The sequence below is a fragment of the Ottowia thiooxydans DSM 14619 genome (assembly GCF_000422885.1).
Taxonomy (GTDB): Bacteria; Pseudomonadota; Gammaproteobacteria; order Burkholderiales; family Burkholderiaceae_C; genus Ottowia; species Ottowia thiooxydans.
The window spans coordinates 42,820-58,833 of the sequence record NZ_AUGX01000011.1 but is presented as its reverse complement, the minus strand read 5'-3'; the positions used below and the strand labels follow the sequence as shown (position 1 = coordinate 58,833).

At 59.3% G+C, this 16,014-nt stretch carries 15 protein-coding genes; 9 read left to right on the top strand and 6 right to left on the bottom strand.

Going from position 1 to position 16,014, the window contains the following annotated elements; genetic code table 11:
• Window positions 1-115: 115 nt before the first annotated feature.
• Window positions 116-370 carry a type B 50S ribosomal protein L31 gene (locus tag G518_RS0109690; protein ID WP_028602367.1) on the top strand — a complete coding sequence of 85 codons (255 nt, stop codon included), beginning with the start codon at window positions 116-118 and terminating at the stop codon, window positions 368-370.
• Window positions 371-536: 166 nt separating this feature from the next.
• Here the strand turns inward: G518_RS0109690 and G518_RS0109685 are convergent, their stop codons facing one another.
• A complete protein-coding gene (locus G518_RS0109685; RefSeq protein ID WP_028602366.1) occupies window positions 537-1,433 on the bottom strand; it encodes a LysR family transcriptional regulator in 897 nt (298 codons plus the stop codon).
• A 98-nt stretch (window positions 1,434-1,531) separates the two neighbouring features.
• Between G518_RS0109685 and G518_RS0109680 the strand changes: the two genes are divergently transcribed.
• From G518_RS0109680 to dmpG, 8 genes are all read left to right on the top strand, one after another.
• A complete protein-coding gene (locus G518_RS0109680; RefSeq protein ID WP_084651638.1) occupies window positions 1,532-2,002 on the top strand; it encodes a carboxymuconolactone decarboxylase family protein in 471 nt (156 codons plus the stop codon).
• Window positions 1,999-2,889 (top strand): amidohydrolase family protein, encoded by an 891-nt coding sequence (locus G518_RS0109675; protein ID WP_028602364.1) that lies wholly within the window; start codon window positions 1,999-2,001, stop codon window positions 2,887-2,889. The genes G518_RS0109680 and G518_RS0109675 overlap by 4 nt, the downstream gene beginning before the upstream one ends.
• A gap of 24 nt (window positions 2,890-2,913) precedes the next feature.
• Window positions 2,914-3,897, top strand: coding sequence for a Bug family tripartite tricarboxylate transporter substrate binding protein (locus G518_RS0109670; protein ID WP_051236327.1), 984 nt, complete (start codon window positions 2,914-2,916; stop codon window positions 3,895-3,897).
• A gap of 38 nt (window positions 3,898-3,935) precedes the next feature.
• The gene (locus G518_RS38375; protein ID WP_051236325.1) at window positions 3,936-4,190 is read left to right on the top strand and encodes a tautomerase family protein; all 255 of its coding nucleotides are present in this window, start codon (window positions 3,936-3,938) and stop codon (window positions 4,188-4,190) included.
• Between the two features lie 70 nt (window positions 4,191-4,260).
• Window positions 4,261-5,064: a 2-keto-4-pentenoate hydratase gene (gene mhpD, locus G518_RS0109660; protein WP_028602362.1), complete on the top strand. Its 804-nt coding sequence runs from the start codon at window positions 4,261-4,263 to the stop codon at window positions 5,062-5,064.
• The gene (locus tag G518_RS0109655; protein WP_028602361.1) at window positions 5,061-5,828 is read left to right on the top strand and encodes a 2-keto-4-pentenoate hydratase; all 768 of its coding nucleotides are present in this window, start codon (window positions 5,061-5,063) and stop codon (window positions 5,826-5,828) included. The genes mhpD and G518_RS0109655 overlap by 4 nt, the downstream gene beginning before the upstream one ends.
• Before the next feature lie 112 nt (window positions 5,829-5,940).
• Window positions 5,941-6,903, top strand: coding sequence for an acetaldehyde dehydrogenase (acetylating) (locus G518_RS0109650; RefSeq protein WP_281170522.1), 963 nt, complete (start codon window positions 5,941-5,943; stop codon window positions 6,901-6,903).
• Window positions 6,900-7,922: a 4-hydroxy-2-oxovalerate aldolase gene (gene dmpG, locus G518_RS0109645; protein ID WP_028602359.1), complete on the top strand. Its 1,023-nt coding sequence runs from the start codon at window positions 6,900-6,902 to the stop codon at window positions 7,920-7,922. Before G518_RS0109650 ends, dmpG begins: the two co-directional genes overlap by 4 nt.
• A gap of 61 nt (window positions 7,923-7,983) precedes the next feature.
• On the opposite strand, the gene G518_RS34540 is transcribed toward dmpG, so the two are convergent.
• From G518_RS34540 to G518_RS0109620, 5 genes are all read right to left on the bottom strand, one after another.
• On the bottom strand, window positions 7,984-8,958 hold the full coding sequence (locus G518_RS34540) for a Bug family tripartite tricarboxylate transporter substrate binding protein (protein ID WP_051236323.1): 975 nt from the start codon (window positions 8,956-8,958) through the stop codon (window positions 7,984-7,986).
• Window positions 8,959-9,038: 80 nt separating this feature from the next.
• Window positions 9,039-9,965: a TauD/TfdA dioxygenase family protein gene (locus G518_RS0109635; RefSeq protein WP_028602358.1), complete on the bottom strand. Its 927-nt coding sequence runs from the start codon at window positions 9,963-9,965 to the stop codon at window positions 9,039-9,041.
• Between the two features lie 282 nt (window positions 9,966-10,247).
• Window positions 10,248-11,927: a class I poly(R)-hydroxyalkanoic acid synthase gene (phaC, locus tag G518_RS0109630; protein ID WP_028602357.1), complete on the bottom strand. Its 1,680-nt coding sequence runs from the start codon at window positions 11,925-11,927 to the stop codon at window positions 10,248-10,250.
• 11 nt (window positions 11,928-11,938) lie between these two features.
• Complete coding sequence (locus G518_RS0109625; protein ID WP_028602356.1) at window positions 11,939-12,373, bottom strand: MaoC family dehydratase; 435 nt, start codon at window positions 12,371-12,373, stop codon at window positions 11,939-11,941.
• A 28-nt stretch (window positions 12,374-12,401) separates the two neighbouring features.
• Window positions 12,402-15,989, bottom strand: coding sequence for an indolepyruvate ferredoxin oxidoreductase family protein (locus tag G518_RS0109620; RefSeq protein ID WP_028602355.1), 3,588 nt, complete (start codon window positions 15,987-15,989; stop codon window positions 12,402-12,404).
• Between the last annotated feature and the right edge of the window lie 25 nt (window positions 15,990-16,014).

Here is a 16,014-nt window from a genome sequence, read left to right as displayed (position 1 = left end):
GTTTTGCGGTGTTTTACACCCTGCCTCCGGCCTATCGCCTATAATGCGAGGTTTCTCGGAAAGTACGTCAGGCTGGCTGGCGCGGCTCCCGCAACGCAACTCAAGGATTTTTATCATGCGTGAAGGCATTCACCCTAACTACCGCGAAGTCTGCTTCATGGACCTGTCAAACGGCTTCAAGTTCGTGACACGTTCGTGCTCTCCTACCAAGGAAACTGTGAAGATGGAAGACGGCCGCGAGCTGCCCCTCTTCAAGCTTGATACTTCCAGCGAATCGCACCCCTTCTACACCGGCACGCAAAAATCCGTGGACACCATGGGTGGCCGCGTTGAGAAATTCCGCAACCGCTTCGGTAAAGTCGCGCGCTAAGCACTCGCTCGCAAAATACCCAAAAGGGGTAGTACGGTCATCCGTGCTACCCTTTTTTTTCGTCCTGAACATCCAAACTACGTCCATCCTGAGCACTTGCGCGGTCTGCCTCAATCACTGCTGATAACCCCAGCCCAGCATGCGACCCGACGTCTTCGAACACGCCCTAGCTTCCAACTCCACTGCGGAACGCTTCAACTACATCGAGGAATGCGCGCATCACCGGCGAGCGATCGTCGGACCTGTAGAGGCAGGCGAGTTCGGCATCACGCAGAGTACGAGACTTCAGCGGTTTGTACACCATGTGAGGGAGCCCAAGATTCATGGCCGGCGCAGTGGTGATACAGACACCGAAACCTGCTGATACCAATGCAATGCAGGTTAATACGTCCTCAACTTCCTGCTCAACGCGCATGCGTACGTTCTCTCGCTGAAATGCAGAACTGATTTCCTGAGCCAACCCCGCGATGGGCTGGTTAGGGTAGAGGATCATCGGCTCATCTTCCAGGTCTCGAAGTGTGATCTCCCGCTTCGCGCAAAGCGGGTGATTTTCGTGGAGACCGACCACAAATTTTTCGCGCAACACTACATCCACCGCGATATCGGTTGAGGCGGGCACGAATCGATTGAATCCAACGTGGATGCGACGCTCACGCAATGCTTCGAGCTGCTCAATCTTCGTCATCGTGCGCAAGCCGATTTGAACGTCCGGTCGCTCCGAATGGAAGCGAGCAAGCAGCGAGGGGATGACGTCGAGCACGCTTGCTGTGAAGATGCCCACTTCCAGCTTGCCAGTGAGACCTTGTCCGGCGCGCAAGGTGCGCTCTTCGGCCCGCCGGGCCAGCGACAAGAGATTGGGAACCTCTTTGAGCAGTGTTTGCCCGGCTTCAGTCAGGTCTACACCTTTGGAGGTGCGGGTAAATAACTGCACCCCGATATCTTCTTCAAGTGCACGGATCTGACGCGTTAATGGAGGCTGAGTCATGTGCAACCTGACGGCGGCGCGCGCGAAGTTGCGCTCTTGTGCCAGCGCCAGGAAGTAGCGCATTTTGCGCAAATCCATATATCGTCCTAAGGTAAGTTTCCCATACCTATATGGTATTGCAATCGAAGAAAATGGTATTGGATTGGATCGCTTAGGGCGCGCATCATTGCGTCACCATGAGCACTTCCACCCCAAAACCATTCGACCCCGCTCTACTTCAGCGGGTCATCGGCCCGTACCTCGAAGGCCAGCCCAGCGTCGAGGAACGCGGCGAAATCTACCAGGAGCTGCTTGGCTTCGTACCCCCGCGCATTCGGTCTCGCTTTCATGTCACCGGCGCACTTGACACCAAGATGCTCGATCTTCAGGAGCAGGCTCGCACCCATGCCATGTATCCGGAAGGCATGGACCAAAAGACGGTTCAACTGCTACTGTTCGGCATGCTCTTGATGGACATGAGCGACGCCGCCACGGTACATGGGTTGGCTGCTCGCCGTGCGGGTGCCAGTTGGGCAGAACTGCAGGCAGTGATCAGTCTGTGCTATCTGTTTCGTGGCTTGCCTGCTGCCAATCGCGGCGCGGACATTCTTGCCGACTTGGCAGCCCGTGAAGACGCGGCAGCCACGGCAGCGTCGAAAGCGTCATGAGCAGTTCAACCGAGAGCCTGGTAGCTCCGCCTTGTCAGGGACCGGATCGCGCTCTGCGCCGTCCCCATTTCCAGATGCCACGCAACGCAGTCGACTGCCATGCTCACGTGTTTGGTCCACGGGCCCGTTATCCTTTTTCTGAAGAGCGCAACTACACCCCTGAAGACTGCACCGTCGAGCAATACCACGAGCTTCTGGAAATGCTGGGTATTGACCGTTGCGTGCTGGTGCATGGCGGTGCGAACGGGACCAACAATCAAGTCACGCTTGATGCGATTCGTGCACTCGGTCCACGCGCGCGTGGCGTCGCGGTCATTCGTCCTGGCTTAGGACGCGCTGCCTTGGAGGCTATGCACGCCGGAGGTATGCGGGGTTGCCGAATTTCGAGCGTAGTGCGCGGTGGAGCCAGCTTTGACGACCTCGAGTCGCTCGCCGATGAGGTGGGCGAGTTTGGGTGGCATGTGCTGCTTCATCTGAAGAGTTCAAACGAACTACGGGCGCTGGTGCCACGGCTGAAGGGCATATCCAACGCGTTTGTGCTCGACCATCTGGGGCACGTGCGAGGAAATGAAGGGTTGACGTCAGACGGATTTGCGGCAGTCATGGAGCTGCTGGAAACGGATCGTTGCTGGGTCAAGCTGGCTAGCCTCTATCGCTCTTCAAGTGAGCCGTATCCGCATGTCGACATGCTGCCGCTGATACACGCGGTGGTTCGTGCGCGCCCGGATCGCGTGATCTGGGGCAGCAACTGGCCGCACCCCATTTACGCTGGTGCGATGCCCAACGACGCCGACCTGGTGGACTTGATCCCTCTGTGGGTACCAGACATTGAGGTGCAGCACCAGATGCTGGTGAGTAACCCGTCAAGCCTGTACGGCTTCGACTAAATCATTAAAAAAAGGAGACATATCTTGAAAAACTTTCTTTCTTCAAACCGTCGCGTGGCTTGCCTGGCGATAGGTTGCGCTGTGCTGGCCCTAGGCATGAATGCACAGGGCGCAGACTTTGATCGCCCGCTGACCATCGTTGTGCCATTTCCTCCGGGAGGCACAACTGACATTGTGGCGCGCGCAGTAGCGGAGGGTATGAGCCGCGAACTCAAACAAACCGTGGTCGTCGAAAACCGCGCTGGTGCTGGTGGCAACGTGGGCGCAGAAGTTGTCTCACGGGCCAAGCCCGACGGACACACGCTATTGGTCTCCACGGCAGGCCCGCTGAGCATCAACAAGCATCTCTACAAGAAGCTTGGCTATGACCCTGAGCGAGACTTCGCACCTGTGAGCATGCTGGCGTCGGTACCGATCATGCTGGTCTCCAACCCACAGGCACCATTCAAGAGCTTGCAGGAAATGATCAGTTTTGCGAAAGCCAATCCTGGAAAGCTCTCTTACGGTTCGCAAGGCAACGGTACCACCAGCCACCTGACCATGGAGCTACTGAAATCGCAAGCAGGCATCAGCCTCGTGCATGTACCCTACCGCGGTAGTGCACCTGCGGCCAATGACCTCATGGGTGGTGTTATCCAGGTGATGTTTGACAACTCGCCCTCGACTCTCCCTTTTGTTGAGGGAGGCCGCATGAGAGGCCTGGCAGTAGCAAGCGCTGAGCGCGTTCCGGCAATGAAGACCTTGCCGTCGATTAGCGAAGCGGTCAAAGGCTTTGAGTCGGTGGCATGGTTCGCTCTTGTGGCGCCTGCGAACACTCCACCAGATGTCGTTCGGCAGCTGAACTCGGCTGTCAATGCCACGCTGAATCGCGACGATCTCCGTGAGCGATTCGGCGCGTCGGGCGTGACACTGAAGGGTGGCTCGCCTCAGGATCTCGCTCTTCTCATCAAGGACGAAAGCCGGAAATGGGCGCAGGTGGTCAAGTCAGTCGGCGTCAATCTCGATTGATCCTCAGCCCAGCATCCGCAGAAAGACAGGAAACCAATATGCCAATCGTACATATCGAGATGATCGCCGGCCGCGATGCCGACACCATCAAGAACTGCCTGCAGGAGATTGCCCGGGTCGTTCACAAGACACTGGGCGCGCCATTGAGCACGATCCGTGTGATTGCCAGCGAGGTGCCTTCGACGCACTGGGCCATTGGAGATCGAACGCGAGACGAGATCGATGCAGAGAATGCTCGGGCAGCCCTCCAACCGACGGAACAGACACGTTCGAACACGTCAACGAAACCCTGAATGCGGCGGTTTCGCCGGGGCCAAGCCGGCGCACGAAATCATCCGAATATCAAACTTTGAAAAGTATTTCATGACACCCGAAGAGCTTTCGGCGGCTGCGCAGTCCCTGCGCAACGCAGCGCGCACCGGCGCGTTCATCGCGCCATTGCGTGACACCTATCCTGGCATCAACGCCAATGACGCCTATGCCATTCAACGCATAAACACCGAAGCTCGCGTCTCTGAAGGGCGCCGCATCGTTGGCTGCAAGATCGGCCTCACTGCGCGTGCGGTGCAGGCCCAACTTGGTGTGGACCAACCAGACTTCGGCATACTCTTCGACGACATGGGCTATGGAGATGGCGAACCCATCCCCACCTCCGTGCTCCAGCAGCCCAAGATCGAAGCCGAGATAGCCTTCGTGCTCGGACGGGATCTGAACGCAGATCACCTGACTCAGGTCGATGTCATGAATGCCATCGACTATGCGCTGCCCGCGTTAGAGATCGTTGGAAGCCGAATTTCCAACTGGAACATCAAGTTCGTCGACACAGTGGCCGACAACGCGTCCTCCAGTGTCTATGTGCTCGGCAGCACGCCCCGCAAGCTCTCGGAGTTCGACTTGCGCCTGTGCGGTATGGCTATGACTCGTCGTGGAGAGCCCGTCTCGGTTGGAGCAGGCGCGGCATGCCTGGGTAATCCACTCAACGCGGTAGTCTGGCTGGCTCGAACCATGGCCGCATTGGGTCAACCGCTGAGAGCCGGCGACCTCATTCTCTCAGGGGCACTGGGACCGATGGTCGCCGTCACCCCAGGAGACATTTTCGACACACGCATCAACGGTCTGGGCAACGTCAAGGCCGTGTTCGACACCGCACCAGGAACACAGAAGTGAGCCAAATCCTCGAATATGCTCGCCTCCTCGATGAGGCAGCTTTCAATGCGAAGGCCGTAGGCCAGATCGATCCTCAGGGTGAACTGTCATTGAGCGATGCCTACGCTGTTCAGTCGGCATCGATCCAGCGCCGCGTAGAACGAGGCGAACGGCGCATCGGAGTAAAGATGGGCTTCACCAGCCGCGCCAAGATGATCCAGATGGGCATCGACGATGTCATTTGGGGGCGTCTCTCCGACCAGATGCAATACGAAGAAGGCTCATCCGTACCGTTCGAACGCTTTGTCCATCCGCGCGTGGAGCCTGAACTGGCCTTCGTTCTCAAGAAGCCTCTTTCCGGCAACGTCACCGCCGTTGAAGCCCTGGCCGCAGTAGAAGCCATCGCGCCGGCATTAGAGATCATCGACTCGCGCTATGACGACTTCAAATTCAGTCTGTCAGATGTGATTGCTGACAACGCCTCGTCGAGCGGCTTTGTGATCGGTGCGTGGAACGACCCGCAGCAGGACTTCAGCAACCTTGGCCTCACTCTGAACATTGACGGCCGCACAGTACAAGTGGGCTCCACAGCGGCCATCCTCGGCCACCCACTTCGCTCCTTGGTGGCAGCTGCGCGCTTGTCGGCAGCCGCAGGCGAGCCGCTGCAGGCAGGTTGGGTTGTGATGGCGGGCGGCGCCACGTCAGCCGAGTGGATCAAGCCGGGGCAGTACGTATCGATCGAAATGGAGCGCCTCGGCGTGGCAGGCTTCCATGTGAAAGGCTGAACGCTGCCCTCTGGGTCATCTGGGTCATCTGGGTCGATCGTGAAAACTGCCTTGGAAGAATTTGCTCATACCTGGAGCAAGCCGAAGTTTTCCTCCTCCTAAAGGAATGCATGTGAACAAGAAAAAACTAAAAGTAGCCATCATCGGCTCCGGCAACATCGGCACCGACTTGATGATCAAGGTCATGCGCAACAGCCAGCATCTCGAAATGGGTGCGATGGTGGGCGTTGATCCAAATTCCGACGGGCTTGCACGTGCCGCGCGTCTGGGCATCGCGACCACCGCCGGTGGTCTTGACGGCCTGCTCGCTCTAGATGTGTTCGCCGATATCGACATTGTCTTCGACGCTACTTCAGCGGGAGCGCACAAGCACCACAACGATATCCTGCAACGCCACGGTGTACAGGTCATCGATCTCACGCCTGCGGCCATAGGGCCTTATGTCATCCCGGCCATCAACCTTGAGGCCGAAAACTCCAGCAACATGAATATGGTGACGTGTGGCGGCCAGGCCACCATTCCCATAGTCGCCGCGGTCTCTCGCGTAGCCAAGGTCCACTACGCAGAGATTGTGGCGTCGATTGCGAGTAAGAGTGCTGGCCCAGGTACGCGCGCCAATATCGATGAATTCACCGAAACCACTCGTGCTGCCATCGAAAAACTCGGCGGTGCGGAGCGCGGCAAGGCAATCATCGTGCTCAACCCCGCTGAGCCCCCACTGATCATGCGCGATACGGTCTTCGTGTTGTCCGAGCTTGTGGATGAATCCGTCGTGGAAGCCAGCGTCAATGCCATGGTGGCGAGCGTTCAGGCGTACGTGCCAGGCTATCGACTCAAGCAGCGCGTGCAATTCGACGTCATCGCGCCTGACCAACCGCTCAACGTACCCGGTCTCGGCATGCGCCACGGCCTCAAGACCTCCGTTTTCCTTGAGGTCGAGGGTGCTGCTCACTACTTGCCTGCTTATGCCGGTAATCTCGACATCATGACCTCGGCCGCGCTTGCCTGCGCTGACATGATGGCTCAACGACGCATTGCCAGCGGCATCGCCCGTGGGTTGAAGGAGGTGGTATGAATCCGCAGAAAAAACTCTACATCAGCGACGTGACGCTGCGTGACGGTAGTCATGCCATTCGCCACCAATACAGCATTGCCAATGTCAAATCGATCTCGGCAGCTCTTGATGCTGCAGGTGTCGATAGCATCGAGGTAGCGCACGGCGACGGCCTGCAAGGCTCCAGCTTCAACTATGGCTTTGGTGCGCGTACCGATGTGGAGTGGATTGCAGCTGCCGCTGAAACCGTGAAGTCAGCAAAAATTGCGACACTGCTGCTACCCGGCATCGGTACCACCCATGACCTGCGAAATGCCTACGACGCCGGAGCGCGGATTGTGCGCGTTGCCACGCATTGCACTGAGGCTGATGTGTCACGGCAGCATCTGGAATACGCACGCGAACTCGGCATGGACGCAGTTGGTTTTCTGATGATGAGCCACATGACGACGCCGCAGAAGCTGGCCGAACAAGCCCTCCTGATGGAGAGTTACGGCGCCAGCTGCATCTATGTCGTTGATTCTGGCGGAGCGCTTGGCATGACGGACGTACGAGAACGTTTCCGCGCATTAAAGGATGTTCTGAAAACCGACACCCAAACCGGCATTCACGCCCACCACAATTTGAGCCTTGGCGTAGCCAACTCTATCGTGGCGGTCGAGGAAGGGTGCGATCGCATCGACGCCAGCTTGGCAGGCATGGGCGCCGGTGCCGGTAACGCGCCGCTCGAGGTGTTCATCGCGGCGGCGGCCCGTTTGGGCTGGAATCACGGCACCGATCTCTATGCGCTCATGGATGCGGCCGACGATCTTGTAAGGCCGTTGCAGGACCGTCCAGTGCGCGTCGATCGAGAAACGCTGGCGCTCGGCTATGCAGGAGTTTACTCAAGCTTTCTTCGTCACGCTGAAGCCGCGGCAAAGAAATACGACCTCAAGACGGTAGACATCCTGGTTGAGCTGGGAGCCCGAAAAATGGTTGGAGGCCAGGAAGACATGATCGTGGACGTTGCCTTGGATCTGCTGTCGTCTCAGCAGGCCTAGGGAAACGCTGACCTGATAGCCAAACGCAAGGGCACAGTAGCGTAGGCTACGCACCCTTGGATCATGCCGACTGGATGTTGGCTTGCAGAGCCACCTTCTTGTACGCCGTGGCGTCGTCAGCGATGGTCTTGTCCACGTCGCCGGAGGTGCCAGCGGCCAGATTGAAACCAAGGTCTTCGAGTTGCGCCGTGATGTCGGGCCGGCGCAGCACGCCGACTATGTCACGGTTGAGCTGCGCAATCAGGGCTGGCGGCGTGGCGGCTGGCGCTAGCAGGCCCTGCCAGCTTTCGACCACGTAGCCGGCGACGCCCAGCTCCTGGAGCGTGGGCACGTTCGGTAGCGCCTTGGAACGCGTCGGTGTAGTTACAGCCAACGCAACCAGTTTGCCCAAGCGCACGTTCTGCGTGGCCGCCGCCAGCGTGATCAGCATGGTGTCGATGTGCCCGCCCAGCACGTCCAGCGTAGCTGGCCCACCTCCGGGGTAGGGAATGTTATTGGTGCGCAGGCCCAGGCGAGCATTCAGCATCTCCACCGCCAGGTGCTGCAGGCTGCCTTTGCCGCCCGGTAGCGCCAGCGTGACCTCACCAGGCCGCTTCTTCAGAAGCTCGACATAGCCAGCAAAGTCCTTCACGCCCAGACTAGGCCGGGCCACCAGCAACTGAGGATTGACGACTGCTTTGACGATGCCCTTCAGATCCTTGCGTGCGTCGTAGGCCAGTGGGGTACCGATCGCCAGGCTGACTGCCAGCTGGTCTCCGCCCAGCAGCAGCGTGTGGCCATCAGCCGGTGCGCGCACCACCTGGAGCGTGCCGATAGCACCGCTGGCACCCGGTACGTTCTCAACCACCACCGAATGCTTCCATTGCTCGCTGAGCTGCTGGGCCAGGATTCGGGACAGCTTGTCAGCGCTTCCGCCCGCTGCGACCGGCACCACAATGCGTACGTTGCGCGTGGGGTAGGTTTGCGCCCATGCACCACCGCCGGCTATCGCCGGCAGGGCCAGTGCCGTGGCATGGAGGAAGGAACGTCGTTTCATGGCGGAACTCCTGCTGATGAAAAAATATGAGAGGTTGGCGGTGCGTCGCCAAAGGCGAAGCGTCCGTGTAAGAAGCAGGATTACTGCGGTGCCCCTTCGGGCGTGTCGAATGCGGTGAACGGTTGGCCGGCGATCAGGCGCGAGGGCGTTCCGTCGATGCCTACCGGCACATCGCCTTCCAGCGTGATGCGGTAGAGCACGCGCTCGGTGTCGAGGTAAGCAAAGTCACCCGGCCCCTGATGAGCGGAGGCGCGGTTGTCCCAAAACGCCAGGCTGCCCGGCTCCCAGCGAAAGCGCACCTGGTACTCAGGGCGTGCGATCTCCTCAAACAGCAGGTTCAGCAGGTGGCGGCTCTCGGTCTCGGCCACATCGTTGATGCGGCGCGTAAAGCCGGGGTTGACGAACAACACGCGCTCGCCAGTCTCGGGATGCACGCGAACCACCGCATGGTCCGCCGCATTGGGGTTGGAGCGCACCTTGCTGGCATAGATTGAAGCGTTATCCAGATCGCCGTTGTAGCCGCCGAACTGGTGCCGGGCCCACAGCCCATCGACCAAGGTGCGAAACGGCGCAGACAGGTGTTGGTAAGCGGCTGCGAGATTGGTGAACAGCGTGTCCCCACCATAAGGCGGCACCTTGCCGGCACGCAGGATGGAGCCAGCCGGCGGGTTGATGACACCGGTGACGTCGGTGTGCCACCGGTCGCCACGGCGACCGGTGGTGGATTTCGACGAGATGGTGCGGATCTGCGGGAAGCCCTCTGGCGGATGGCCGTCGTAGGGGTGTGCGGCCGTAGGCTTGCCAAAACGCCGGGCGAAAGCCAGGTGCTGGGCGTGGCTGATGTGCTGGTCTCGGAAAAAAATCACCTTCCAGCGCAGCAGCGCTGCACGGATATCCGCAGTGGTGTCATCATCCAGCGGTTCGCGCAGATCCACGCCATGGATTTCGGCGCCGGTGAAGACGGAGAGCGGGCGGATGTCGAGTCGGGTGCGTTCGAGTACGGTCATGGGAGTCCTAATTGCTTCAAACGAAGTATGAGAACTCGTCGCCAAAATGAGAAAGAAGGCTTGCGAATATGCAAGCCCGGTTGCCGCATATACAGAGTGGTGCTTGGGCACGCACCCCGGGCATTGTTTCGGTGCGGCGAGGCTTCAGACGTTCAGCAAACGCGCTATGCCACGCCTGCGCAACCGGGTGTCAAGTCACGGATCGACCCGAGTAATCGCTCCCCCCGAACCTGCCCCGATGATACGAAGACACCTGCGGCACGGATGTCTTCGTAATCATTCTCAGCTCGCCTTGACCTTCACGTAGCGCCCCGGCGCTGGCTCGATGGTGGGGTACTTCTTATGACCCAGCGCATGCGGGGCGGCGACTTTCTTTCCGGTATGCGGAGACAGCCATTCAAACCAATGGCTCCACCAACTCCCTGGCGTCTCCTGGCTGGTCTCAAGCCATTGCGCACAATCGCCGTTTAGTTTGCCCCCTGACCGGTAGCTGCGCTTATTCTTCGACGCTGGATTGATGACACCGGCAATGTGACCGCTGGCCCCCAACACAAATTGGGTGCGTCCACCAAGCAGCTGTGTGCTCCTATAAGCCGCGCGCCAGGGAACAATGTGGTCTTCCTGCGTTGCCAGCACATAGCTGGGCATGTCGATGCGGCCCAGGTCCACTCGCGTCTCACAGACAACCAGCTTGTCCGGCACCACCAAATTGTTCTCCAGGTACATGTTGCGCAGGTACCAGGCGTACATCGGTCCCGGGAGATTCGTCGCGTCAGCGTTCCAGTACAAGAGGTCAAAGGCCGGAGGCGACTTTCCCTTGAGGTAGTTGTCGACCACATAGGGCCAGATCAGATCGTTCGCACGCATGGCCTGAAACACGAAGCCCAATTCACCACCTGGGTAGATGCCACCTTGGCCAATAGTCTGTTCACGCTGACGCACATTCTCTTCGTCAATGAAAACGCCAAGATCGCCAGGCTCCTCAAAATCCAGCATGGTGGTTAACAGCGTCAAGCTAGCGGCCGGTTCCTCTCCCCGAGCACGCGCGACGGCGAGCGCTGTCGACAAGATGGTGCCTCCCACGCACCAGCCCAGCGCATTGACCTGGTCCGCACCACTGATCGTACGCGCCACTTCAAGGGCCTGTAGGGCGCCTTGCTCCACGTAGTCGTCCCAGCGCAGATGCCCCTGCGCAGACTCCGGGTTGCGCCAGGACACGAGGAACACCGTGAGTCCGTTCTCCACTGCATGGCGCACAAAGGAATTCTCAGGCTGCAGATCCAGGATGTAGAACTTGTTGATGCAAGGTGGCACGATGACCAAGGGCCTCGCCGCCACCTGCTTGGTCGACGGCGCATACTGGATCAGCTGCAGCAAGTCGTTCTCAAACACCACGGCGCCCGGCGACACAGCGACGTTCACACCAATCTCAAACGCATCACGGTCCGTGATTGAAATGCGCTTGTGCTGCAGGTCTTCAATCAGATTGGAAAGACCGGCTCGCAGGCTTTCACCATTGCTGTCCATGGCTTGGCGCGCGACATCGGGGTTGGTAGCGGCAAAGTTGGCCGGGCTTAGCGCGTTGACCAACTGGGCCGTGAAAAACTCCAGCTTGTGCTTTTCCTTACGCGGCAGTGGCGCGGCGACGGCGAGGCTGGTCAGCAACTGCGCATGTACAAGGTATTGCTGCTGAAGCGATCGGTACCAGGGATGACTCTTCCATGCTTCGCCGTGGAAGCGCCGATCGCCACGCACCGCTTCAGCCACGGGCTCAGCGGGTTGGCCCAGCGCCTGTCCCCATAGTGCCATCTGCTGCTGCCAGTACTTCTGCTGAGCAGCCGCGATATTTTTCCCGTCCGCGATGCCACCAGCCTCAGATGATCCGGAGAGAAGACTGCTCCAATACGCTTGCCCCGCCTTGGCAAAACCTTCGATGAATTCTTCAGGAATTTGAAACGCCATGGCCCACTCCCTCAGTGCGCTTGGCGTGAAGTCGGCATAACCAGCGCATCCCCCTCAATGACCACCTTGTCGCCCACCGTGCAGACGGTGGTGAGCATCACCCTCTTCTTCTCGTACGACAACTCCTTGACAGTCACCGTCGCATGGACCGTGTCACCAGGCCTTACCGGCGCCTTGAAGCGCAAGTTCTGTCCCAGATACACCGTACCAGGCCCCGGTAGCTGCCCGGCTATGGCGGCAGAAATAACGCTGGCGCTAAGCATTCCGTGCGCGATGCGCCCTTTGAACTGGGTCGTCTGAGCGAATACCTCGTTGATGTGCATCGCGTTGTAGTCACCCGATGCAGCGGCGAACATGACGATATCCGCTTCCGTAATGGTCTTGGCAAACGTGGCGTGCATGCCCGGTTGCAGGTCTTCGAAGTCGTAGCCGTTGAGAGTATTCATGGATCGATGTCTCCTGAGTGATGGAATATCAAGCCGAGAGGTGCTCGGCTTGCAACTGCTCCGCAGCGTCGCGGACAGGTCGCCGTGCCGTTGGCGGCTCGCGAAATGCCTGTAATCTCAGGGCGCGCACCGCTTCTGCCTGAGCCATGCTTTTCTCCTTCACATGGCCGTAGCCGCGGATGGCGTCGGGCACACAGGCCAGCCGCACGGCTGCTTCATGGTTGTTCGCGTTCAGCTTCGTCACCACTTCGTCGAGCATGTGCTCGTACTCGGTGATGAGTTGACGTTCCGCACGGCGCTCCTCGGACTTGCCAAACAAGTCCAGCGCCCCACCGCGCAAGCCTTTGAGCCGCGACAACCAGGAGAACGCGTTGCGCATCCATGGGCCGAACTTCTGCTTGATCAGGTGACCTGTGACCGGATCGCGCTTGGAGATCGTGGGCGGCGCCAAGTGGTATTTCACTGAGTAGCCATTCGGAAACTGCGCATCGAGCTGAGCCAGGAACGCCGGATCGTTGTGCAACCGGGCCACCTCATACTCGTCCTTGTAGGCCATCAGCTTGTAGAGGTAGCGTGCGGTAGCCTCGGCCAATGCGCTTTGGCCTGGAGCGGCTTTCTGCTCAGCTGCCGACACTCGCTGTACCTGAGCGGCATAGTGGCGCGCATAGGCTGCGTCCTGGAAGGCCATCAGTTCAGGGACCCTCACCTGCAGCAGGCGCTTGAGCTCTCCTGTAGCACCTGTACCGTCGACAATGCTCGCGGCTTCAGTGCTGAGCGGTGCAACGGCGCGCGTTGTACCCTTTGCCCTATCAGCCTCAGCCACCACGAAGGCGCGGTCCACTACAGCCATGCGCCCCCACCTGAACGCGGCGATGCCCTGCTCCACACCCACGCCGGCATTGCGGATGGCGGCTTCAATCGACTCAGCCTTCAGCGGGATCGCACCGGCCTGGAACGCCACACCAACCATAAACGTATTGGTTGCCATGGGATCACCGAACAGGCCCTCAGCCAAGGCCTGGCCATCCAGGAACACGTTGTCTGCCTTGCGTGTGACCTTATCAATACCCGAGGTCAGCACGCGTGTCGACGGAAAAAGAACGTTCCGGTTGGCCACCATCTGGCCAGTTGGCGTCTGCGTAGTGGACACCACGGCGATCGTGCGCTCAGGGTGACACTTGTCAAGGTTCTTTGGATCGGTCGCATTCAGGATATCGAAGCCCAGGTAAAGGTCACTGCGACCATCCGAGACCTTGTTGGAGCCGTTGAACGGCGCGGTAGTAACTTTGATGTCAGAGATCACGGCGCCACCCTTTTGCGCCAGGCCAGTCTGATCCAAACCAATCACGTGCTTTCCCTCAAGCCGGGCGGCCTGGGCGATAGTCGATGCGACGGTGACAGAGCCGGTGCCACCGATGCCCATCAGGTGCACAGAGAACCCAAATTTGCCGTCGATCTTGGCTTCCGGATCTGGCAGTGCGCGCTCCAGGGCCGGAATTCGGCCTTTCTTCCTTTTCTTGCCGTCGGCCTCGGCTGGTGCTGGATTCGGTATGACGGTGAGGAACGAAGGGCAAAAGCCCTTGACGCATGAGAAATCCTTGTTGCATGAGCCTTGATGGATGCGTGTCTTGCGGCCAAATTCCGTGGACACAGGCTCCACGCTCATGCAGTTGCTCTTCTCGCCGCAGTCACCGCAGCCTTCGCAGACGCGTTCGTTGATGACGACCACCTCAACCGGCTCTTCAGCTTTGCCGCGGCTACGAGCGCGGCGCAGCTCTGCCGCGCACTCCTGGTCGTGCAGCAATACAGTCGTGCCGGGGGTATCGGCCAGCAGGCGCTGCGCTTCGTCAAGCCGGTCACGGTGCCAGGCTTGGGTGCCTCCGGCCAGGTTCAACCCCTTGTATTGCTCCAGGTTATCCGTGGTCACGATGACCTTCTTCACGCCGTTGGCCAGCAGGTCAGCCACCATGGCAGCGACCGGGTGTGCGCCCATGATGGCCTGTCCGCCAGTCATCGAGGTATGGGCATTGCGCAGGATCTTGAATGTGATGTTGGTATTGTTGGCTGCGGCATAGCGGATCGCCAAGCTTCCCGAATGAGCGTAAGTGCCATCTCCCATGTTCTGGAAGATGTGCTTGGTGTCGGTGAACGGCGCCATGCCGATCCACTGCGCACCCTCTGCACCCATGTGCGTGCCCATGACCACGTTGCGGTCCATCCACATGGCCATGGTATGACAGCCAATGCCGGCCGAGACAATCGATCCGTCTGGCGCCTGAGTGGAACTGTTGTGCGGGCAGCCTGAGCAGAACCAGGCGGTACGGCCAGCCGTTTCGGTCAATTTACCGCGTGCATGGATCTCATCCAACCGCTGCAACCAGGCTTCGGCCGACTCCACTCTCGCTTTCTTGGACAGCCGAGCTGTCAGCGCACGGCCGATCGCATCTGACTCGAACTCACCGTAGTGCGGCAGCAACTCCTTTTCCTGCTCATCAAACTTGCCAACGATGCGCGGCGCGTTGGCCATGCCGTAGAGCACGTTCTTGGCGAACATCTCCAGAAAGGGGCGCTTTTCCTCAATAACGAAGATCTCTTCCAGACCACGCGCAAAATCGCGCACCACCTGCGGCTCCATGGGAAACAGCATGCCCATCTTGAGAATTCGGATGCCGTAGCGGCGCAGCGCCGCGTCGTCCAATCCCAGTTCGAGGAAGCACTGCCGCAGATCGTTATAGGTTTTTCCAGCAGTAATGATCCCCAACCAGGCATCAGGATTTTCAAAGACGACATCATTCAGTCGGTTGGCTGCGGCGTAGCGCTTGGCCACTTCAAGCCGGCGCGTGTAGAGCGATTGCTCCATCTCCAGCGCCTGGGCACGCACGTTCATGCCCAAGTTCATGCTGGGGGAAAAACGCTGGCCGTCAAACTCGAGGTCAGACTCCATGAAGCGCATGCGATCAGGCGAGATGTTGGCTGTACCGGTGCCGTCCGCGACGTTGGTCACGATCTTCATGCCGACCCACAGACCCGCCAAGCGAGACATCTGATAGCCATGCAGGCCGTAGTCCAGAATCTCTTGCACGTTGGCCGGGTACAAGCTCGGAATCCCCACGTGCATCAGCATGGGTTCAGATTGGCTACACAGCGAACTGCTTTTGCAGCTGGGGTCGTCGCCTGCAATTGCCAGCACACCACCGTTCTTGCCGATGCCGGTGTAGTTAGCGTGCTTGAGAGCGTCGCCCGAGCGGTCGACGCCTGGGGCCTTTCCATACCAAAGGCCTGTCACGCCGTCGAACTTCTGCTTGCCCACGGTGTGCAGCATCTGCGTGCCCCACACAGCCGTGGCGGCCAAGTCTTCGTTCAAGCCATCCACAAAGTGAATGTGCTTGGACAGCAGCAGCTTCTGCTGCTTGATCAAGGCGGCATCCAGCATACCCACGGGCGAACCACGGTAGCCACTGACGAACATGCCGGTCTTGAGCCCTCGGCGTTCATCGGCACGCACCTGATCGAGCGTCAAGCGCACGATGGCGTCGATGCCGCCAAGATTGATCTGGCCTTCTTCCTGCGTGAAGTTATTAGGGACGTTCGCTTTGTCGGATTTCTTGTCTGCCATGGCGGGCCTCGTGTGGTCGTTCTTC